Consider the following 19,647-nt stretch of genomic DNA (forward strand, 5'->3'; position numbering starts at 1 on the left):
TTATTTTTACTAAATGACCTATATTGTTTATCTTTATCTTGTTAAACTATACTTATTGAAAAAGAAGGGGTTGATTCTTTTATGAGTCATATAGCTTCAGATATAGGCGCTGCTACAGGTGCGGTATCTGGTATTAAATCCGTATCTGTCAACAAGGGTACACAAGTGACACTCGGAAAAAGTAATATTTCTAGTACGAAGCAAGGAACGGAAATAAATAATCAATTGTTGTCGGATTTAGCACAACTAATCGATTGCGTGAAAGAACAAAGTCAAAAGTTCCCTAAAATTGCTGAGATTATGGCAATTGAAGACAGCAAAATTAAATTTTAAGGAGCTAATTCATGGAGAATAAAAATGATGCAGAACGAGCCAAATATGGCCGTTTCATTACAGAAAAAGAAACAAGTATGGATGAGTTGAAACAAGATCAGAAGAAGATCGAAATGAGCCTCTTAGATTTACAAGAAGAATTACATCGTGGTTATCGTACGTTAGCTATGTTAAACGAAGAGGTTGTTCATGAAGGGAATATTGAAGGAATTCGTATGCAACGAAGAAATGAAGAACAAGAAGTTTTTTTCGCCCATCAATTGCGTGAGGCAGAAGAAAATTTGAGTAATTTTTATTCTGAACAACGAAAAATACTTGATAAAGAAACCGAAGAATTGTATAAAAAGAGAGGTGAAATTCCTTGGGATTGATTTATTCTAGCTCAGATTCTTCACAATTAATTTCTGCATTACAGAAAAACCTTCAAAGTGGTAAGGAAGCTTCCGAACAATTAAAATCTGGGAGTCAACAGGTGATAGCTGCCGTAGACGGTAAAACATTGTCAGGAGCTGCTTACACGGCTGGTAAAGGCTTATTTAGTGATTTAATTTTACCCACCATTAGTAAAGTAACTTCTGCAATAGATAGTATTGAAAGTGAATTACAGACTTACAGCTCCGCCGATGCGTTGGTTTCAGGTGAAGGGACATTGGACGAAGACAAATTAATGCAACAAATAGCCACGAAAAAAGCGATGAAAGCGTCTGTTGATGCTTCGGCGGCATTAGCCAGAGCGTTATCTCGAAATAATCCTGTCGCAAAAGTATTGGACGCTTTATTAAACGTTCAATCCAATTTGGCTCGTATGTCAAATGATTTTGAAGATGATATTCGAGAACTCGAAAAGAAGTTAGAGAAACTGCGTACCTTTTCTTCCCAAACAAATGGCTTGTTCAGTAATAGTTTGAATGACATGAAAGTGGCCATGCAAAATTGTTTGATTTTAGAGAATACGATTGTGAATAGTGATGGATCGTACTCTTTGCCAGAAGGAGTCGATAAAAGTTGGTTCAATCAATTGAAAAAAGCAAGTGATTTAAATGGGGTTACTGGAGATAAGCAACCTGATGTAGGAAATCGAGAATATAAATTGATTGATTTAGGGTATGGAAAAATATGGCTATGGGTAGAAAAAGGGAAAACAACAGCTACGGCAGAAGACATCACTGTAAGTTTGGCGTATAATGAATGGTTAAGTCGAATGATTGCAAAACATGGTTTAGGATTTGTTCAAGGGGATCGTGGAAAAGGAATGGACGAGTTATTCTATGAACAAAATGCGACGTTGATAAAAGAACTTTCAACAGGGATCGATAGTGTGACAGGGAAAAAATTAACAACAGCCGAAAAATTAGGGAAAGCATCGTTAGTGGCCAATGGGTTAATCACAATGGGTGTGATGGTCAAAGGAGTTGTGAACATATCAACGCCCAAAAATAACCTACCTAATAAGAAACCAGTTATTCAAGGAAGTAAGAACGGAAAGAATTATACGCTAGATAAAAATAAGTGTAATGGAAATAAGCCGTATAAGAAAGCCAGTGGAGCTAATGTGAAAAATAGTGTACCTGATTCAACATTAAAGCATGCTGATTTAGGAGATTTCAATACTAATAATCGATTGGTTAATGGTGGTCATGGGCAAAGTAATATGGATTATTTGAAAGAAAATAATATAGATTTTAATGTTGTTAAAGAATATCCAAATGGTGTTAGAACGGGAAATATTCCAAGTCATAAAAATAAAATGAAACGAACAGGAAATGGTCAGTCATGGTTTCCTAAAGAATGGAATGATTCTAAAATTCGTGATGCTGGTAATCACATAAATAATCTTCCACAGAATAAGAACTTACCTGATGGTCAATGGGCATTTGGAGATTATGATGGTGTTAGAGTGGGGATAATAAAGAAAGATGGAGAAGTGACAACAATAATACCTGATAACTCTAGACAACCGTAAAAGAAGGAGAGAGCTAAAAATGATTGTTTCTGAAAAAATAGAAAATTTAATAAATGAACGAAAAAAATTATTACCAGATGACCCAAGAATTAATGAAATATGGGATGAATTGACGCAAATATTTTCAGAAGATGAGAAAGCCACGATTGAATATCTGAATAATTGTTCTGAAAGGCAATTAGAATGGATAAGCGAAGTATTTGAAGATATATCGGAAAATCTACAAAGTGAAGATTTTATTGATACGTTAGAAAAACTGCAGAAAAAATTTCCAGATTTAGATTTGGAGATGGATATTTCATATGCGAAGGAAGCATTAAACAATTAAATTAGTAAAATAAAAAGGCACTTTACTATCTGATTGGCGTCAAATAGTAAAGCCTTGACTAGTAAGGGTGAACTCACTAATCAATTTGCCAATAGCTAACAAAAGTAGCTGTATTTATTGTACAAAAATTCAATATCGAAAAAGAAACGATTCAACTTTATCGTTTCTTTTTCTAATTTTAGAGCTTAATTACAGCCAGAGAAAGCTAGTGGAGCTGAGAAGATATATCATGCTAATGGAAATCCTGATTTAAGGACATTATGAAGACCTCAATTTGATGAAGTCTTAAAAAATGAATTTCCTGATGGAACAAAACTAAATCAATCGCATATAAACAAACATAATATAGATTCCCTTAAGAATCAATCACAGTATCTATCTGAAAGTCGATTAGCTGAGAAGTTAGATGGAAATAGTTTTTTTAACCCTAATTGGACTAAGGATCAGATAAATAAATATACTGAAATTGCTTATAATGATTTGCTATCTCAAGGAAAGAAAGGAGATACTTTCCTTTACAAGATAAATGGGGAAGAAATTAGTGTCTATATACAACCTGATGGAGAGTTTGGAACAGCTTATGGTAAGTATCAATATACTTTAGACCAATTTAAAAAATTTATGAAATAAGGTGAAAAAATGTTTGAAATAAAGTTTAAGATATTTGAAAATGATGAATTAGAGAAGTTTACTGGAGAATATGGGTATTTTAGTTTTAATATTGATAATGAAAGTTATGGAATTCTTCTTGAAGAAGAAATAGATGTTTTTTCAGTATCCGTGTATGATTGGTTTACTAGTTTTCTAAAATGCTTAGAGGTTTTAGAAACAGAAAACTATGTTTTAATTAATGATATTGAATCTTTTAATACATGGATTGAAATATGTAAAGATAAAGATATTGTATCTATTAGTAAAATTTCGGGAGATAAAATTGGACAAGGTGGGTTGGTACGTACAGAAAAGCTTCCTGATGCAGATTATAAATTTTGGAAAGACAAAAAAGTCCCGTTTTCGGATTTTAAAACAGAAATTTTAGGAAAATCAGAAGAATATCTGGCGGACCTAATCAAATTAAATCCTTTACAGAATAATTATGTTCACGAATTAGATGATTTAATCAAGAAATTGAGATCACATTAAATATTTATGTTAAAAAAAGGCACTTTACTATATGATTGGCATCAGATAGTGAAGCTTTGGCTAGTTAGCTTGTACTATCAATAAATAAATATTTAAATGTGAGAAAAATTATTAGTATATCTAATCAAATTAAAGAAAATTTAAAAGAGCGAAGAAGTATACATGAAATGTTTTCAGAGTATGGTAATGAGTCGAAAAAAGATAGTCTTGTGAAAAAAACAAAAAAATCAGGAGAAACGGAATCAGAAAGTGCAAAAAGTTCCATCACTTCTGCAACAAGCGGTCTAGGGGAAACAGTAAAAGGGCAGTTTGGAAAGAAAGTAACACAAGTTTTAGAGGATCAAGGAAAAATGCTAGATAAATTTTAATAAAAGGCATAAAAATGACTATACAATAAAACGAGAAGAACCGAGCCATAATAGCGCTCAGTTCTTCTCGTTCTTTTTTTATTATTTACTTCGATATTTTTTATATTGATTTATGATGAATAAAGAAACATTAATCAGTATTATTCCCTGAATAATGAAAACAATGAAAAGGGATTTATATTTTTTAGGATGAGCTACTATTATTTAAATAATTCTATATAAAGGAGTAGCAAAATAATGTCTTTTTCATATAGTACTATTGTCGATAGTAATAACTATCTGCGGGATAAGAGCCACCTTGTTGAGCGATTGTAAGACGCGGTTTTGTAATATCTGAATTATCACCATCAGGATTTTCAAACCCAATGGTATACAAGCCTAAGGCTGCACCAGACATTCCATCAGAAAGGCTAGCGTAAGGGATTTTACTTGTTATGTCTGAATCTTTAACGCTATGAAGAGTATAACCAATATTCGTAGTACCATCGGTATTTATGATTAGACGATCACCGAGTCCATTTACCCAAGTTCCGACCAATGTGGTGAAATCACCATTGTTGATAGCATCAATATCTAAATCTATTTGTGTTTGAGCTGGAACAGGAGAGTTTAAAAGCTGAGTGATAGATTCTAAATATTCTTCAGTTGCTTCGAAAAATATAACATCATCATCGATGACAACATCTTCTAAACGCTGTTTCATTTCATCGTTACACCAGAAATAAAAATAAATTAATTTACCATACGCATTACGTCCATTCGGTAGAGTTGCTGAATCTTCTAAAACATAAGATTGACTAGAATTTGTAGTATCTGATGCAGAAACAGAATGATATCCGTGATTATACAGATACTCTTGTCCTCTAGTCTCTGTTCCTTTTGTTGTATCTATGACTTTCATACTACCTGTAACAATCAAATGGTTATAAATATCGTTAGGGGCTTGAAAGCCATAAGCCATTATTGAGCTATTTACGTTAGATTCAATGACCTCTGTAGTTTGAGTTGTACTGACTGTTGCTTCATTGTTTATCTTTGAAGTAGTTGATTGTGTAGATGGGTTTGTATTACCATCTCTATTTTCCGAACAACCTCCTAGCAAAAATGATATGACTGAAATAAAAATTAAAATTCTCACTTTCATTATTTTAAGCCCTCCCAAGTTTTTCTGTTGTTATCATTAAATTATGTAAACAATTATATACTATAACTGCGGAAAAATCATTTTGTAAACGATTATTCTCTTTGTGTATGCGAAAAACACTTAACTAATTCTTAATAGACAGTCTAAAAAGTGTATCCACTTGCTTTTTAAATCGAATATCAACATAAATTTATCGATTATCGATAAATTTATGTTGACATCCCAAACTAATTCTCGTACTCTAATAACACAAGTAGGAGGAGAATAAAATGAATTGGACAGATAAGAAATCAATCAAATTATCAAAATGGTGTTTGTATCTTTTCAGTGGAATGGTAGTTTTAACCATGGTTTTTATTTCAACAGTCATTGATGCCATTGTCCCTGTGGATATCGTTTCACCAGAAAACCGCTATTTATTTGTTATCACCTTGGAATTATGTTTAGGTATTGGGTTAGTGATTTTATTTTTTTTGAATCATCTGATTAGTAATATTGACAATAATGAGACATTTGCTGAGGGAAATATTAAGACTTTACGCATTATTAGTTGGTTTTGTTTTTTAGAGTCTTTGATTTTACTTATTTCAACTACGTATTATTATCCGTGGCTTTTTGTAGCCGGATTAACTGCGTTTATTGGATTGATCGTTAGAATAATTAAAAATGTGTTCTGCCAAGCACTTTTAATAAAAACAGAAAACGATTATACGATTTAATGGCTATTATAGTAAATATCGATGTCATGATGGCAAAACGGAAGATCAGCGCAGGAGAATTGGCAGAACGAATGAATTTAACTCCGGCTAATCTATCTATTTTGAAGAACAACAAGGCAAAAGCGATCCGATTTAGTACCTTGGAGGCATTATGTCGTGAATTAGATTGTCAGCCGGCGGATATATTGGAGTATCGAGAGGATGAATAGGTATGAATGAATCAGAGGATTTTTTTGAAGAGCTGCACAGTAAAAATGAGATAAAAAGTAGCGAAAAACCAGTTAAATCAACCCAGTTTAATACAAAAGATCTTATTTTCAATTTGTTCAGTATTGCTATAACATTTTTCACATTGAAAATGTTTATTTCAGAAGCAGGGGGAATTTGGGTAACACTTCTGACCATATGTTTCTGTGTAGGTGTTTGTGTATACGCCAAAATACAAAAGATAACGATGAAAAAAGCTTCTTATGTTTATTTACTTTATAATTTATTGTTGGGACTTTCCTTTGCCATTTTTGAAAATACGATTTTTTTAGGGATGAATCTATTTTTTTTAGTGCTGAGTTGTAGTTATTGGATCATGACATTGGGAGATGCTAGAACAACGAAAACATTGGATAGTCATATTATCTATGATTTATTTTTTGGAATAGTTGTTCGACCATTCAAGAATTTAAGCGAGTCGTTTTCAGTTTATTCAGTTGCTCGCAGCGATAAAAAAAATAAAAATGTACGCTATGTTGTGATCGGTTTGATGTTTTCGTTGCCAGTATTGCTGTTGGTGATCACTTTATTAAGTTCGGCTGATGCTTTGTTTGGTGATTGGATGTTCAATATCCTCTCATATTTATCTGAAAATCTAAAAAGCAATATACTGATTTTTCTATTTTCAATTCCATTGGGGTACTACCTGTTTCTATATGTTTACCGAAATATGATTTGTTTAAACAAATCATCAAAAACAAAAAAGCGATTTAAAGGTCCAGATGCGATGTTTATTACTATTTTAACAGTATTCATTTTGGTTTATCTGATCTTCTTTGTTTCTACAATCATGAATTTCTCCGCTTTTTTACAAAAACCGATCACTGCAAGCACAGTCTCTGAATACGCGAGAACAGGGTTTTTCCAATTAGTTTTTGTCTCATTGATTAATATAGGGATCTTTACTCTAATTAAAATAGTAGGAAATGAAAAAAACAGAGGAATCATTGTTCTACTATCAATCATCGGCGTTGAAACGCTTGGACTGATTTTTCTTGGGTTTGCTAAAATGCAGTTGTATATTTCACAATTTGGATTGACCTTGATGCGCTTTAATACATCTGCGTTCATGTTGGTTTTATTTATCTGTGTCTGTTTATTTATCACTGCGTTGTGGAAACAGTTCAATTATATTCGTTGGGTCGTTGTGATCATCGCTTTCAGCTTTTTAGGAATTAGTTATCAAAATGCAGGAAGATTTATAGCTTCGTATAATTACAAGAAGTATCAGCAGGAAACACTGTATGAGTTTGACTTATCCGTCTTCTATAGTTTAGGAGCAGATGTAGTACCTGTTGCGCTCAAAATGTATCAGGAAACAGAGGATGAAACGCTTAAACTGGAGCTTGAAAAATATTTTGATTACATGGAAGGACAGCTCGTAGAGCATTCCAATAATCAAATAAGTGTGAGTAGAATGAAAGCTAAAGCGTTGATTCAAACGTATATGGAAGAGAAGCACGATGATGTACAAGAGAAATAGAACAGTCTATGCTTTTGGAGTTATATTGGTGATGATTGCCGGATTACTTTCACGAAAATATGTAGAGCTGCTACCTCAATGGCTGAACACTTATTTGGGAGATAGCTTGTGGGCATTGATGATTTTTCTTGGTTTGGCAATGCTCTTTACTAAGAAGAAGACAAAGACAATAATTTTATTCACATTGTTGTTTTGTTATGGGATAGAATGTTCTCAGCTGTATCATGCGCCATGGATCGAGGCGCTTCGGCAAAACACGATTGGACATTTGATTTTAGGTTATGGTTTTTTATGGAGTGATCTTGTAGCATATACGATTGGCGCTGGTGTGGGCGCATTAGTGGATCGCTGTATTTTGACCATCCTAAAATAGCTAAACTGTACTTTGAGATATGCAAAAGACAAAGCTGAAAATCAGAAGAAATTCTGATTTTCAGCTTTGTCCGTATATAATCATCGGTACCGTTACGTATAAAGTGAAAGCATTGGCTAATAACAATACTTTATCTGAGTTCAGTCAACCATTAAATGTAACAACTCCAGAAAGATAGTAAAAAAACTCCGATTTATCCTCTATATAAGAAGGAGTTTGAGACAAAAGTTGATTAGGTTCGATTTTTGGCCAACGATTATTACCTTTTAGAGTGTGAAACTAAACCGATGTTTAGCTTCGCACTCTTTTTTTATCTACATTAAAATCTATTTTTTTATTTTTACTTCATAATGAGGATCTTCAAGAAGGAGCGAGATGAGTTTATCGAGTTGGCTGTTCTTCTTTTCATCTGCGAATAGCCATTGTAAATAGAAAGGTCTATTTAAAGGTAAGGGAGAATGGATGAAATCTTGTGAACTCAGATCTTTCGTGGCATATTTCGGAAGAAAGGCAGTCTCGTTTCCTGAGGATAGTAACTTTTTTATATCCTCAGGATTCGCTAGTTCCAACGCAATCGAAATGTTCATAGCAGAACGATATTGTTCAAGAAAGGCTTTGCGATAGCTGCATTTGTTATCGGTCAAAATCATTTCGTAAGATGCTGGATGATCGACCATATTCTTTTTATGGGTGACCAATTCAAAGGTTTCTTCAGCATATAAATGAACGTAATTCATCGTATTTGTTGTCATCTCATCAAATATAAAAATCAAGTCCAGTTCATCTTTTGCTAGCAAGTCAAAAAGTGTTTGCTCGTCTTCTACACTCACTCGAAATTTCATTTCAGGATAAAGTTTCCGAAGTTTTGACAAATAGGTGATCATCAGGCTGGAAGAAAGACTTTCGATCGTTCCGATTCTAAGAACTTCGTTTTCTTGTTCTAGTTGGTTGAGAAGTTTATGATGTTCTTTCATCAATGATTGAGCAAATGTGAAGACTAATTCGCCAGCCTTCGTCAGAACAATTTTTTCTTTTCTCTTGAATAATAATTCCCGTCCATATTGCTCTTCTAGTTTATGGATATGATAGCTGATATTACTTTGAGAATATCCTAGCTGATTGGCTGTTTTTGAGTAGGAATTCGTTGATACGACATGGTAAAAAGATTGAAGATAGATGAAATTCATAAGCTCCTCCTATCAATAATTTTGATCAAAAGTATCTATTTTTTAAGTAACTATTTTAGCTTTTTATCGATTATACTAAATCTTAACAGAAAGGGAAGGTGAAGAAAATGAAAAAGTATATTTCTCAAGTATTCAATGATAATGTAAAATCGATCGAAGGGAATCGTTTCTCTGAAAAATTGATGTATGAAACAGATATTGCCGATTTGGCATTTGATTTTTACCACCAGTTGGTTGATTACACGATTTTAGATGTTCGCAGCCAAAAAGATTTTCAGGAGTGTCATATACCAAGGGCTATTTCCTGTCCAGGAGGGAATTTGCCTCAGGATACGCTGGAAGTCGGCGCTAAAATCGTTGTCTATTGCTGGGGTCCTTCCTGTAATGGTGCAACTAAAGCCGCTATGAAGTTAATGGCGAGAGGGTATCAGGTGAAAGAATTATTGGGAGGAATCGAATACTGGGCAAAAGAAAACTGTCCGTTAGAGGGAAAAAATACTTCTAGAGCACTTTTTTGGGATTATGCTTCATTGGGCTAGACGTTTATTTTTATGCTGATGCACAATCTATCTATCATTTATAATAGAAGCTAAAGTGAAGAATGATTCGCTTTAGCTTCTATTTGCTTTGAAATCAAAAATATAAAAATTTAGATAATACAATTATTCTTGTCCACTTTTTTAGGAGTTCAAACGTTGTATAAATGAAAGGAGAAACTAAAAATGAAGAAGGATGTGACAGTTGAAGAAGCGCTACTTTCATTAGGACAAGAAGTGATCCAAGTACTAATAAAAAAGGGGAGTACATTAGAAGATGCAGAGGACGCAGTTTCTAAAACCTATGATACGCTATTTTCTACGTTTATTACTCTCAAACAGGAAAATTTGCGGCCCTGGTTTTTTAGAGTCTCGTTCAATAATTATATTGATCTATTTAGAAAAAGGAAACGTGAGATGGAGTATACCGCTCAATATAGTGAGTTTCGATCGAATCTGATACATGAACCACAAGATTTTTGGTTGATTATTGATTCTTTAAAAAATGAAGAACAAGAACTATTATGGCTTAAATATTACTATCAGCTCTCTTATGAGGAGATTGCTGTTATCTTGGATATGAAAGTAGAAACAGTAAAAAAACGCTTATATAGAACTCGAAAAAAATTAAAAGTAGATTGGAAGGAAGAAGGATGGATTTAAATAAAAGTATCAAAAAAGCAAAACGAAAGCAGCTAGTGATGTTTAGTTGTATCTCAATGATCATTTTTTTGATTATGTCGATTTTGTTGGTCATTACTGTAGATAAAGTCTCAACAAGGAATTATCATAAATTAGATAAAGCACTGTTTGCCTATCAAACGATCGCTTCTCCGAATACACAAATAGATTCACAAGTGATTTCCAACAGCTCAATTTTTGGCGGAGAGGTCGTTACGAATCAATCGAAAAATATAGATGGTTATATTGTCCCTTGGAGTAGTCTACGTAGTAAGTATAGTTTGTTCAAACAATCGATCGACTACAATGAACTGATGCCTTCTTGGTACCATTCATCAAAAAATTCATATGAGTACAATCGTCAAACGAAACAAAAAGTTGCTACGTTTTATAATCCAAAGATCGAACATTATTATGATGGCGTAAAAAATGAATTGGATGACATTCAGGCTATAGAAGATTCTGTCGCCGAGGTAGCGATTTCTTTTGATCAGCCATATACCTATAATGAAGTGAAGAAAATGTTCCCAGAGAATGTCAATGTTGTATGGTTATACCTGTTTTCTGAAGAAAGTGATGAAAGTCAGGGGCCTTCTGGCATGCCTGTGTACGGTTTTCAATTAAATGTAGATGAAAAAAATCGAATAATCGATGCGGAAGCGGACAAAGAGAATTTCTTTCGCTCGTTTAAAACAGCTGTCTCCTCTGCGAATAGTCAAGAAGTCACAGCGTTCATTGATGAGAATCAAGACAAAAAGCTGGAGGATATAAAAATTAGAGGCGTAATGGTCACAGGACAAGTACAAAATTTGGCTAATTTAAAAGAGGCGTCCTTTATTAGAGGGAGTTCGATCGGTGTGACTGTTCCGATGGTTCCATACATTACGCCGGAAAAATAAACGGAAATTTTTATATACTTGAAAAGACAAAGCTGAAATTCAGAATTTTTCTGATCTTTAGCCTTGTCTTATTTTTACCGAACGATCTGTGCTTAGCGATCCGGTCTGGTTTTCTGCAATTTTGTCTGATGTTCTAGCGTCATCGCTGAAATATTTTGCATATGTTGATAAATGTCTGCTAAAAGTGCTTGTGAGAGTTGAGCTAGTTTCTCGTATTCCTCAAAAGTTAGCTTGTTCTTTTTTTGTTTTTCGATCAGATCTTGTTTGGTTTGAAGTAAATAAGCATTGTCACTAAATAAAATACTGATCTCGATCGATTTATAAATACTGTGAAGTTCTTTGAAGATATCTAATGGGATAAACTTTAAGTAAATAGCATAAAAATCAGTAATTTCTGTTCTCATATAGTTCCCGATTTCGGTAGAAAGTTCAAGTGCAGAAAGTTGGGCAGTATCTTTTCCTCTAAATACTGGATTGTATTTTTTTGTAGAAGGCGCCAGATGTTCAGCCAGCAAGGTGGTTTCCCAAAATTCAGCAGAAAGGACATGTGCTCGTTGAATGTATAAATTGTAGAAGGCGGCATCAACATCTTCATGAGCTTCTGTAGAAAAATTTTCCAGCAAGCAATATTTGATCGTCCAAATCAACTGCAGTTGGTCTTCTTTGGCAATCGAAAAATAGTCTGTATCTTCCCTTAATTCCTCGATTCTTGCTTCTCGTTTTCGTAAAAAATTCTCCAGAAAAAAGACAGTAGCATAGACTTCTACTGGAGTGAAAGCTAGACCAGAAATTAGATTTAGTAAGATTCCGCGAGGGGACTCACCTAAAATAAGGAGTAAACAATTAGTCAATGCAAATAAAGCAAACAATAAAAAGATAAAGAATAGTTGTTGGCGGTCTCTCTTCAAAAGCATTCATCTCCTGTCGATTTATGCACGAAAAACAGTACACTGCTAGGAATTTTATAGTCTATATCTTAAGTGTACCATGGCTAAGATTGGAGGTCAGCTTAGAGCATTTACGAAAAACGTATTTCTATTTTTTTAATGAAACCCACTGCTGCTCTTTTGTGTTAAAAAGGAAAAAAATCCTTAAACACGTGTGATACAATGAGCTTGAGCAACTAACTTTTGCATCTAAAATAAATAATAAAGGATGTTATGTGATGTATGTAGGATTTGATATAGGTGGAACGACGGTCAAATATGGTGTGCTGGATGAAAATGGGACGATTTTAGAAAAAGGAAGTATCAAGACGGAATATGAACCTGATTCTTTTTATGCCAGTCTTTTAGCGATTGTCAAAGATGCACAGACACGGTTTCAAATTAAAGGAATCGGTATGAGTGCGCCGGGAATCGTACAGCAAGATGGACTTATGTTGACTGCTGGGGCAATCAGACCGTTGTATGGAGAAAATTTTAAAGAAAAATTGACAGCGCTGACAGGTCTGCCGGTAACGGTCGAAAATGATGCAAACGCAGTAGCGATCGCAGAAAAATGGATCGGAAATGCTATTGGCATGGAGAATTATTTGTGTTTGGTGTTGGGAACGGGTGTTGGTGGAGGAATTGTGATCAATGGAAAGGTTTATCGTGGAGCACATGGCATGGCTGGTGAATTTGGCTGGATGATGATCGATAAGTTACCGGAAAAAGGTGATATTGAAGCGGTTTCGATCAATAAACGAAGCGCAATCGTCGGTGGATTGATCCCGCTTTATAATGAAGCACAGAAACAAAGACAAAAAAATGTTAGTCCGATCAATGATGCGAGAGAAATTTTTGCTTTAGCTGAAGAAGGAGATGCTCTTGCTATAGAGATCACTAAGCAATTTTATGTCGACTTGTCTGTTGGATTAGTCAATCTAATTAGCTGCTTTGATCCGGAGGCTATTTTAATTGGCGGTGGTGTCAGCGCGAACAAAACGTTCCATAGAGAACTTCAGAAAACACTAGTAGAAGTCGAAACAAGACATGCGTCGATCAATTATTTGAGAGGAAAAACGATCGCACCCGTGATTCCGGCAAAATTAGAAAATGATGCTGGGCTGATTGGTGCAGTCTATCAGATCCATCAAGCGGTCACTAAATAATTTATGGTATAATCTTTTTATCGAACTAAAGGAGATTGACCGAAATGGCGATATTTGATTACCTAAAATTAAATGACCTGTCCTCTGTAGAACAAGAAATTTACCGATTTATTGTGAATAATCTAGAGAAAATCCCCTATATGCGTGTTCGTGACATTGCAGATGGTGCACATGTTTCCTCAACATCTGTCTTTCGCTTTGTTCAGAAAATCGGTTTTCATTCTTTTCCTGAATTTCGTTTTTATATCGGCACTCATTTAGAGAATGTTCGTCAAGATGAAACTAAAAAGCACATTGGGATCGAAGAACGAGTGGACTCTTTGAATATGGGCATCTTTCATCCTGATGTGGAATATCAAATAAAGAATATGGCACTTGCCTTGCGTGATAGTGACTGCATTTTATTCATGGGAATGGGTGCATCAGGGGCCATTGCCCAGTATAGCGCAAGAAAACTCGCTAGTTTAGGCTATTTATCGATTGCTCTGGATGATTTGACCTATCCTATTCGAAGTTTTTTACGCAGAGATCAAAAAAATGTGATTATTTTTCTAAGTGTTTCTGGTGAAACGAAAGAATTGATCGAAGTGATTGCAGGATTAGAAGATAAGAATATCGTAAAAAAATATTGTATTACCTTAAATAAAAAAAGTACGCTGGCTCAACAATGTGACTACTCTATCGAGTATGAAATCAAAGAAGAGCGTAAGGATATCTACCTAGATCTGACGAGTCAGTTACCTTCGATCGCTATTTTGGAAACGCTTATCAGTTATTTGAAGGATTTTCGTAAGGATCAGTGATCAACAAAAACGAAAAGAATAAAGCACTGAAAAACAGGTTGTAGCAACGTGTTTTTCAGTGCTTTATTCTTTTTTGCAGATGATGTAAGATTCAGCGCTGAAATAAAAAAGAGCTTTCAGCGAGTTTTTCTGCTCACTGGAACAGGTTGTTTCATGCATGGAATTTATTTTGTTTTCTCGGAATTTTTTTCTAAAGGGAGGCGCTTACTTATTTAGTGATTGAGGATATGTAATAATAGATTCATAAAATGAAAGGGGTTTTATCTATGCAAAAATTCAATGAGATCATCGATCGCTCACTAGTGCCGGTTGCGACGAAGCTAAATAATCAACGGCATATTGCAGCGGTCAGAGATGCTTTTATGCTGATTTTTCCATTGACGATTTCGGCGTCACTCGTTATTTTAGTCAACAATATTTTATTTTCAAACGACAGTTTTGTTGTGCAATTATTACGATTATCGAGTATTTTTCCAAATTTAGAAAGTGCTCAGCAAGTACTATCTTCTGTAGCCAATGGAACGATCAACATCATGAGTATCTTTATTACGTATTTAGTCGCTCAAATTTTAGCGAAGCATTTCGAAGCAGATTCGACTTTGGTTGGTCTAACAAGTATTGCTTGTTTTATGATCTTGTACCCAAAACCTTTTAACGCTGACGACTTGAATGTGATCAGCACACAATATTTAGGGGCGCAAGGATTATTTGTGGCAATGATCGTTGGCTGTTTGGTCGGAGAATTTTTACCAAAACTTTTTAAAGTTAAACGCATGCAAATCAAGATGCCGGAAATGGTTCCACCGGCTGTATCTCGTTCTTTCTCAAGTATGATCCCGATTGTGATCGTTGTAGGAGTAGCTGCAATTATCAACTTTTTAGTTCTGATGATTGCACCAGAAGGAATCAATGAATTGATTTATAAAGGAATCCAGAGTCCGCTGCGTGATCTTGGCGGAAATGTAGTAGGTGTTTTATTGCTGGCTTTTATCCAAACCTTGCTATTTTCAATCGGGATTCACGGGCCAAATACCTTGAATGCGGTTCGTTCTGCTATTTTTACGGAACAGGATCTAGCGAACCTTGACTTTGTCAATCAAGGAGGATCACTTTGGGATGTACCGTATAAAGAAACTTGGGGCATTTTAAATGATATGTTCGCAAATATGGGCGGAACAGGTATGACAATGGGACTGATCATTGCGATTTTTATTGCTTCAAAACGTCCGGAACAAAGAGAAATTGCCAAAATGTCGTTAGTTCCTGGTATTTTCCAAATCAATGAGCCAATCATTTTTGGTCTGCCGATCGTTTTAAATCCATTATTGATCATTCCGTTTATCTTAGTTCCGATGGTCAACATTTTGATCGGTTACTTTGTGACAGTCGTATGGCAGATCATGCCTTCGCCAGCAATAGGCGTACCGTGGACGACGCCTGGGATCATCAATCTGTTCTTAGGAACCGGTGGAAATATCGTTGCAGTAGTAGTAGGGATCGTTTGTTTGGCCGTATCGACAGTCATTTACCTTCCTTTCGTCATTGCATCGAACCGAGCACAAAAAATCGAGTTATAAGAGATATTTTCATTAAAGGAGCGTAATCATGACGAATAAAATAGGAGATAATTTTTTATGGGGCGGCGCGATTGCAGCTCATCAAGCAGAAGGTGCTTGGAATATAGAGGGGAAAGGGCTGAGCATCGCTGATGTAATGACTGCTGGTGGAAATGGGATTCCTCGAAAAATAACACAAGGAGTCATTGAGGGAGAATATTACCCAAACCATGAAGCAATTGACTTTTATCATCATTACAAAGAAGATATTGAATTGTTTAAAGAATTAGGCTTAAAATGTTTTCGGACCTCTATCGCATGGAGTCGGATTTTTCCTAAAGGAGTAGAAGAGGAGCCCAATGAGGCGGGATTATTATATTATGATCGTTTATTTGATACATTGATCGAACATGGGATCGAGCCAGTGATCACGTTGTCTCATTTTGAAATGCCGTACTATATTTACGAGAAGTTTGGTGGTTTTTCAAACAAAGAAGTCATTCCTTTATTCGTAAAATTTGCTACTTGTGTTTTTGAACGCTACAAAGACAAAGTAACTTACTGGATGACATTCAATGAAATCAATAATCAGGCCGACGGACAAGATCCATTGCACGTCTGGACAAATTCAGCGATGATCATAGAAGATGAGACGAAAAAAGAAGAGCTTGTTTTTCAGGCGGGGATCAATGAACTGATTGCCAGTGCTGCAGCTGTGATTGAGGGGAAAAAAATTAATCCTGATTTTCAAATCGGTTGTATGATGGCGTATGTTCCTGTGTATCCATACTCATGTAATCCTGAGGATATGATGGCTTCAGTCAAAGCAAATGAACGCAGATTTTTCTATAATGATATTCATGCCCGCGGAAAAGTACCAACCTATGCACTAAAATATTGGGCGGAAAAAAACTATCAGATAGACATTAGTAAAGAAGAGTTAGCTATTTTGAAAGAAGGAACCGTTGATTATATCGGATTTAGCTACTATATGTCTGGCACGATATCAACGCTTGAAGAGATCGAAGGACAGGCGACAGAAGATATTCAACAGGCCAAAATAGTCAAAAACCCGTATATCGAGGTCTCTGACTGGGGCTGGCCTATCGATGAAGTTGGTTTGCGTTATGTGTTGAATACCGTTTATCAACGCTATGATTTGCCAATGTTTATTGTGGAAAATGGATTTGGCGCTTATGATCAACTGACTGAAGACAATACCGTTCATGATGACTACCGTGTGGAGTATTTAAGCAAGCACATCGAACAAATGAAAAAAGCAATCGTAGAAGACGGTGTACCTGTCATTGGCTACACTCCTTGGGGTGTGATCGATATCGTAAGTTTCGGCAGCGGTGAGATGGAAAAACGCTACGGGATGATCTACGTGGATAAAGATAATGAAGGCAACGGAACCCTTCAACGCTTAAAGAAAGACTCCTTTTCTTGGTATCAAAAAGTGATTGAAACGAATGGCGAGAAGCTTTAAGTAGAATAAAAAGAAATGTGTAACTATTCTGTTAAGCATAAATGACCATTGTTTTCTATAAAGAGGTAAAATATTAAAAGGCTGCTATAGTATTCCGTTAAGGAGCATTATAGTATCCTTTTTTTTGTTGAAAGATGATCGGTCAGTCAAATGAAAGTTATTCATAGCTGTTACAAGCATTTTGATCAAAGTTTTAATGTTTTGGTTGTCTTTTTGCCAATTTTTTTTGGGTGTATCATTTCAAATGATGAATCATCAATAGACGCTTAAAAAAAATAGACCTGATTTTGAACGTACACTTCAAAATCAGGTCTATTTTCTTGTATCGTCATCGATTTAAAGATGCTCTGTTTGTTTCATTTTTTTCCATGTCAATTCAGACAATTTTTTAGCAATCGTTCTATAATCAGCGACAGAAACCGTCGGTTGAACATAAATCGTTGGTTGGGTAGCGCCAATTGTAGAAAGGGTTTGACTAGATAAAATCATGTCACTTATGATCAAATCCACTTGAGACGTAAGTTCATAGGTAGAGTCAAAATTATACAATGCTTTAAAACTGCTAGTAACCATATTCTCTAATTTATTCGTACTGTATTTTGAAAGAAACAGTACGCGAATATTCGGCTTATGTTTTTCCCAATCTAAAGTATGCAATAAAATATTGTGATACTCAAAAAGTAAATAGTTTTTGTAATCTAAAAACTTAGACATGATAGGGTGTGTAAACTCCTGTTCGAGTGCTTCTGTAAATAAAGCGGTACGCTGTCTATTATAAGTCAGCAGATCATCGTTAGGATTTGTCCAAATAGGTAAATTAATAAAAGCTTTGTTGTTAAAGAGTTGAACACGATAGTGCGTTAAACAAAGTTTATTGAAAATCGAGTTGTATTCATCATTAGTGAGTGGAGAAATCGCATAATCTTCTAATTGATTCATCAAATGAAGAACACTGCTTAAAAAATCTTGTTCCTGTAATTCTTTATTTAAATAAAAGAAATGGGATACTCTAGGGACGCCAGGGTAACTACCAAATGCTAAAACACAGCTTAATAATGTTTTAATCTCAATAAGACGCTGCTCTTCATTTGCAAGAGGAAGCATTTTTTTGAAAATGGCACTTAGCTTATCAATGGCAGGCTGATAAGAAGAATGTTTAGAGTCAAATAATGGGACATTCATAATAGATGGATCGATTATATGGCCATTTTTTGCACGAACGAGCGAATTTGCAGTAAAAAAACTAAGTAAGATTTTTTTAGCAGCAACGGTAGGGTTATAAATTTCTGTAGGAAATAAAGTACAAATTTGATTGATCTCATGCTGATGAATATATGGGAAAGGCCAAGATTGTCCGCCATATGAATCTAAATAGAGAACGGTGTAGAAAAATCGAATATGCAATTCATCGCCCTGGATTTTAATTCTCTTTTTAGTATCAATGCTCAATCCGTATTTTGACAATTCCTTCTTTAAGTATTGAAGTTCTCTTCTTAATGAAGAATATGTGAGATAAAACTGATCCGCCACTTCAGATATATCACCTAAAGTATCCGTAAACATCCCCTCAAGCAATTTGAATCGAATCGATTCCTTCAAATAAAATAGAAAAACGAATTGTAATGAGAAATCTCCAGCAATGTTCAATTGATAGGTTTTAGTATCTTCATTGTAGAGTAGCTGGATTTTGTCCTCACATTTAAACAGTCGAAAATCCTCCTCAATCAGTTTTACGGAACGCTTAAGTGTTCCTAAAGAGATATCCAATTCTTCTAAAATCCTGTTCTGTGAAGCGGAATAATCAGGAGAGCTATTGATTAACTCAAGGATACGGTATTTTTTTTGCAAAGTGTTATCTAGAAAATGGTTCATAACTTGTCACGCAAATCCTTTCTTTATTAGTATATTATTTATAACTGATAAAATTATAGATTTTTTCTAAAAAATGACAATATCCACGCAAAAAAAGAAAAAAAACGATTATGTAAGCAGTGACATTTAATTTTAAAAAGAAACGAAGAACTTTTTTTGCAAATGTTTTATTAAAAATAATATTTATTTTTAAAAAATGGTAATGTTTTAAATACTATATTACCGCTGTTTTTGCAAAAGAACAAATGTTATTTATATAAAAATGAAAAATTATGAGTTAGAAAGTAGCTATACTAGATTTTGCAGCAAGTTGGAAGTTCTTGCTGCGGATACTTTTCTAAAGTTTCAAGAGAACAGCATCTAATATGTTGTTCTCTACTTTTCGAAAAAGTAATTGAGAAAACTTTC

At 34.7% G+C, this 19,647-nt stretch carries 20 protein-coding genes and 2 pseudogenes; 17 read left to right on the forward strand and 5 right to left on the reverse strand.

Features of this window, described 5'->3' with window-relative positions; all coding sequences use genetic code 11:
* Positions 1-81 precede the first annotated feature (81 nt).
* The 6 genes from CC204_RS15265 to CC204_RS15290 all read left to right on the forward strand — a co-directional run bounded on the left by CC204_RS15265 (position 82) and on the right by CC204_RS15290 (position 4,135).
* Positions 82-333 carry a hypothetical protein gene (locus tag CC204_RS15265; RefSeq protein ID WP_088270941.1) on the forward strand — a complete coding sequence of 84 codons (252 nt, stop codon included), beginning with the start codon at positions 82-84 and terminating at the stop codon, positions 331-333.
* Positions 334-344: 11 nt separating this feature from the next.
* On the forward strand, positions 345-704 hold the full coding sequence (locus CC204_RS15270; protein ID WP_088270942.1) for a hypothetical protein: 360 nt from the start codon (positions 345-347) through the stop codon (positions 702-704).
* Entirely contained in the window at positions 695-2,296 is a 1,602-nt protein-coding gene (locus CC204_RS15275) for an EndoU domain-containing protein (RefSeq protein WP_088270943.1), read from the forward strand. Before CC204_RS15270 ends, CC204_RS15275 begins: the two co-directional genes overlap by 10 nt.
* A gap of 19 nt (positions 2,297-2,315) precedes the next feature.
* Positions 2,316-2,624 (forward strand): hypothetical protein, encoded by a 309-nt coding sequence (locus tag CC204_RS15280; protein WP_088270944.1) that lies wholly within the window; start codon positions 2,316-2,318, stop codon positions 2,622-2,624.
* Positions 2,625-3,263: 639 nt separating this feature from the next.
* On the forward strand, positions 3,264-3,767 hold the full coding sequence (locus CC204_RS15285; RefSeq protein ID WP_088270945.1) for a hypothetical protein: 504 nt from the start codon (positions 3,264-3,266) through the stop codon (positions 3,765-3,767).
* Between the two features lie 98 nt (positions 3,768-3,865).
* Positions 3,866-4,135: a hypothetical protein gene (locus CC204_RS15290; protein WP_157894311.1), complete on the forward strand. Its 270-nt coding sequence runs from the start codon at positions 3,866-3,868 to the stop codon at positions 4,133-4,135.
* Positions 4,136-4,397: 262 nt separating this feature from the next.
* On the opposite strand, the pseudogene CC204_RS21950 reads toward CC204_RS15290, so the two are convergent.
* Both CC204_RS21950 and CC204_RS21825 read right to left on the reverse strand, forming a co-directional pair.
* A pseudogene (locus tag CC204_RS21950) lies at positions 4,398-4,535 on the reverse strand (DUF6287 domain-containing protein); the annotation flags it as partial.
* 65 nt (positions 4,536-4,600) lie between these two features.
* A pseudogene (locus CC204_RS21825) lies at positions 4,601-4,724 on the reverse strand (DUF6287 domain-containing protein); the annotation flags it as partial.
* A gap of 824 nt (positions 4,725-5,548) precedes the next feature.
* On the opposite strand from CC204_RS21825, the gene CC204_RS15300 reads away from it, so the two are divergent.
* From CC204_RS15300 to CC204_RS15315, 4 genes are read left to right on the forward strand one after another with little or no spacing between them, the layout of a single operon-like run.
* Positions 5,549-5,998, forward strand: a complete 450-nt coding sequence (locus tag CC204_RS15300) for a DUF2975 domain-containing protein (RefSeq protein ID WP_088270948.1) — start codon at positions 5,549-5,551, stop codon at positions 5,996-5,998.
* Positions 5,998-6,207, forward strand: coding sequence for a helix-turn-helix domain-containing protein (locus CC204_RS15305; protein WP_088270949.1), 210 nt, complete (start codon positions 5,998-6,000; stop codon positions 6,205-6,207). The genes CC204_RS15300 and CC204_RS15305 overlap by 1 nt, the downstream gene beginning before the upstream one ends.
* A 2-nt stretch (positions 6,208-6,209) precedes the next feature.
* Positions 6,210-7,748 (forward strand): DUF4153 domain-containing protein, encoded by a 1,539-nt coding sequence (locus CC204_RS15310; protein WP_088270950.1) that lies wholly within the window; start codon positions 6,210-6,212, stop codon positions 7,746-7,748.
* Complete coding sequence (locus CC204_RS15315) at positions 7,729-8,121, forward strand: ribosomal maturation YjgA family protein (RefSeq protein WP_088270951.1); 393 nt, start codon at positions 7,729-7,731, stop codon at positions 8,119-8,121. The genes CC204_RS15310 and CC204_RS15315 overlap by 20 nt, the downstream gene beginning before the upstream one ends.
* A 326-nt stretch (positions 8,122-8,447) precedes the next feature.
* On the opposite strand, the gene CC204_RS15320 is transcribed toward CC204_RS15315, so the two are convergent.
* The gene (locus CC204_RS15320) at positions 8,448-9,308 is read right to left on the reverse strand and encodes a LysR family transcriptional regulator (RefSeq protein ID WP_088270952.1); all 861 of its coding nucleotides are present in this window, start codon (positions 9,306-9,308) and stop codon (positions 8,448-8,450) included.
* Positions 9,309-9,415: 107 nt separating this feature from the next.
* On the opposite strand from CC204_RS15320, the gene CC204_RS15325 reads away from it, so the two are divergent.
* The 3 genes from CC204_RS15325 (at position 9,416) to CC204_RS15335 (ending at position 11,424) form a co-directional block, all read left to right on the forward strand.
* Positions 9,416-9,847 (forward strand): rhodanese-like domain-containing protein, encoded by a 432-nt coding sequence (locus tag CC204_RS15325; RefSeq protein WP_088270953.1) that lies wholly within the window; start codon positions 9,416-9,418, stop codon positions 9,845-9,847.
* 183 nt (positions 9,848-10,030) lie between these two features.
* Positions 10,031-10,507, forward strand: coding sequence for an RNA polymerase sigma factor (locus CC204_RS15330; RefSeq protein ID WP_088270954.1), 477 nt, complete (start codon positions 10,031-10,033; stop codon positions 10,505-10,507).
* Positions 10,498-11,424 (forward strand): anti sigma factor C-terminal domain-containing protein, encoded by a 927-nt coding sequence (locus CC204_RS15335; protein WP_088270955.1) that lies wholly within the window; start codon positions 10,498-10,500, stop codon positions 11,422-11,424. The genes CC204_RS15330 and CC204_RS15335 overlap by 10 nt, the downstream gene beginning before the upstream one ends.
* A gap of 92 nt (positions 11,425-11,516) precedes the next feature.
* Here the strand turns inward: CC204_RS15335 and CC204_RS15340 are convergent, their stop codons facing one another.
* On the reverse strand, positions 11,517-12,332 hold the full coding sequence (locus CC204_RS15340) for a hypothetical protein (protein WP_157894312.1): 816 nt from the start codon (positions 12,330-12,332) through the stop codon (positions 11,517-11,519).
* A 257-nt stretch (positions 12,333-12,589) separates the two neighbouring features.
* On the opposite strand from CC204_RS15340, the gene CC204_RS15345 reads away from it, so the two are divergent.
* The 4 genes from CC204_RS15345 (at position 12,590) to CC204_RS15360 (ending at position 17,367) form a co-directional block, all read left to right on the forward strand.
* Positions 12,590-13,519: an ROK family protein gene (locus CC204_RS15345; protein ID WP_088270957.1), complete on the forward strand. Its 930-nt coding sequence runs from the start codon at positions 12,590-12,592 to the stop codon at positions 13,517-13,519.
* A gap of 44 nt (positions 13,520-13,563) precedes the next feature.
* Complete coding sequence (locus CC204_RS15350) at positions 13,564-14,322, forward strand: MurR/RpiR family transcriptional regulator (RefSeq protein WP_088270958.1); 759 nt, start codon at positions 13,564-13,566, stop codon at positions 14,320-14,322.
* Between the two features lie 266 nt (positions 14,323-14,588).
* Positions 14,589-15,899 (forward strand): PTS sugar transporter subunit IIC, encoded by a 1,311-nt coding sequence (locus tag CC204_RS15355; protein WP_088270959.1) that lies wholly within the window; start codon positions 14,589-14,591, stop codon positions 15,897-15,899.
* A gap of 28 nt (positions 15,900-15,927) precedes the next feature.
* Positions 15,928-17,367, forward strand: coding sequence for a 6-phospho-beta-glucosidase (locus CC204_RS15360; protein WP_088270960.1), 1,440 nt, complete (start codon positions 15,928-15,930; stop codon positions 17,365-17,367).
* Between the two features lie 336 nt (positions 17,368-17,703).
* On the opposite strand, the gene CC204_RS15365 is transcribed toward CC204_RS15360, so the two are convergent.
* On the reverse strand, positions 17,704-19,134 hold the full coding sequence (locus tag CC204_RS15365) for a helix-turn-helix domain-containing protein (RefSeq protein ID WP_162288359.1): 1,431 nt from the start codon (positions 19,132-19,134) through the stop codon (positions 17,704-17,706).
* Positions 19,135-19,647 lie beyond the last annotated feature (513 nt).

This window comes from Enterococcus wangshanyuanii, from assembly GCF_002197645.1.
GTDB lineage: Bacteria > Bacillota > Bacilli > Lactobacillales > Enterococcaceae > Enterococcus_L > Enterococcus_L wangshanyuanii.

Excerpts from the sequence above, each read along its gene's own strand:
- CC204_RS15265 (WP_088270941.1), top strand. The coding sequence starts at position 82 with ATGAGTCATATAGCTTCAGATATAGGCGCTGCTACAGGTGCGGTATCT.
- CC204_RS15270 (WP_088270942.1), top strand. The coding sequence starts at position 345 with ATGGAGAATAAAAATGATGCAGAACGAGCCAAATATGGCCGTTTCATT.
- CC204_RS15280 (WP_088270944.1), top strand. The coding sequence starts at position 2,316 with ATGATTGTTTCTGAAAAAATAGAAAATTTAATAAATGAACGAAAAAAA.
- CC204_RS15285 (WP_088270945.1), top strand. The coding sequence starts at position 3,264 with ATGTTTGAAATAAAGTTTAAGATATTTGAAAATGATGAATTAGAGAAG.
- CC204_RS15300 (WP_088270948.1), top strand. The coding sequence starts at position 5,549 with ATGAATTGGACAGATAAGAAATCAATCAAATTATCAAAATGGTGTTTG.
- CC204_RS15305 (WP_088270949.1), top strand. The coding sequence starts at position 5,998 with ATGGCTATTATAGTAAATATCGATGTCATGATGGCAAAACGGAAGATC.
- CC204_RS15310 (WP_088270950.1), top strand. The coding sequence starts at position 6,210 with ATGAATGAATCAGAGGATTTTTTTGAAGAGCTGCACAGTAAAAATGAG.
- CC204_RS15315 (WP_088270951.1), top strand. The coding sequence starts at position 7,729 with ATGATGTACAAGAGAAATAGAACAGTCTATGCTTTTGGAGTTATATTG.
- CC204_RS15320 (WP_088270952.1), bottom strand. The coding sequence starts at position 9,308 with ATGAATTTCATCTATCTTCAATCTTTTTACCATGTCGTATCAACGAAT.
- CC204_RS15325 (WP_088270953.1), top strand. The coding sequence starts at position 9,416 with ATGAAAAAGTATATTTCTCAAGTATTCAATGATAATGTAAAATCGATC.
- CC204_RS15330 (WP_088270954.1), top strand. The coding sequence starts at position 10,031 with ATGAAGAAGGATGTGACAGTTGAAGAAGCGCTACTTTCATTAGGACAA.
- CC204_RS15335 (WP_088270955.1), top strand. The coding sequence starts at position 10,498 with ATGGATTTAAATAAAAGTATCAAAAAAGCAAAACGAAAGCAGCTAGTG.
- CC204_RS15345 (WP_088270957.1), top strand. The coding sequence starts at position 12,590 with ATGTATGTAGGATTTGATATAGGTGGAACGACGGTCAAATATGGTGTG.
- CC204_RS15350 (WP_088270958.1), top strand. The coding sequence starts at position 13,564 with ATGGCGATATTTGATTACCTAAAATTAAATGACCTGTCCTCTGTAGAA.
- CC204_RS15355 (WP_088270959.1), top strand. The coding sequence starts at position 14,589 with ATGCAAAAATTCAATGAGATCATCGATCGCTCACTAGTGCCGGTTGCG.
- CC204_RS15360 (WP_088270960.1), top strand. The coding sequence starts at position 15,928 with ATGACGAATAAAATAGGAGATAATTTTTTATGGGGCGGCGCGATTGCA.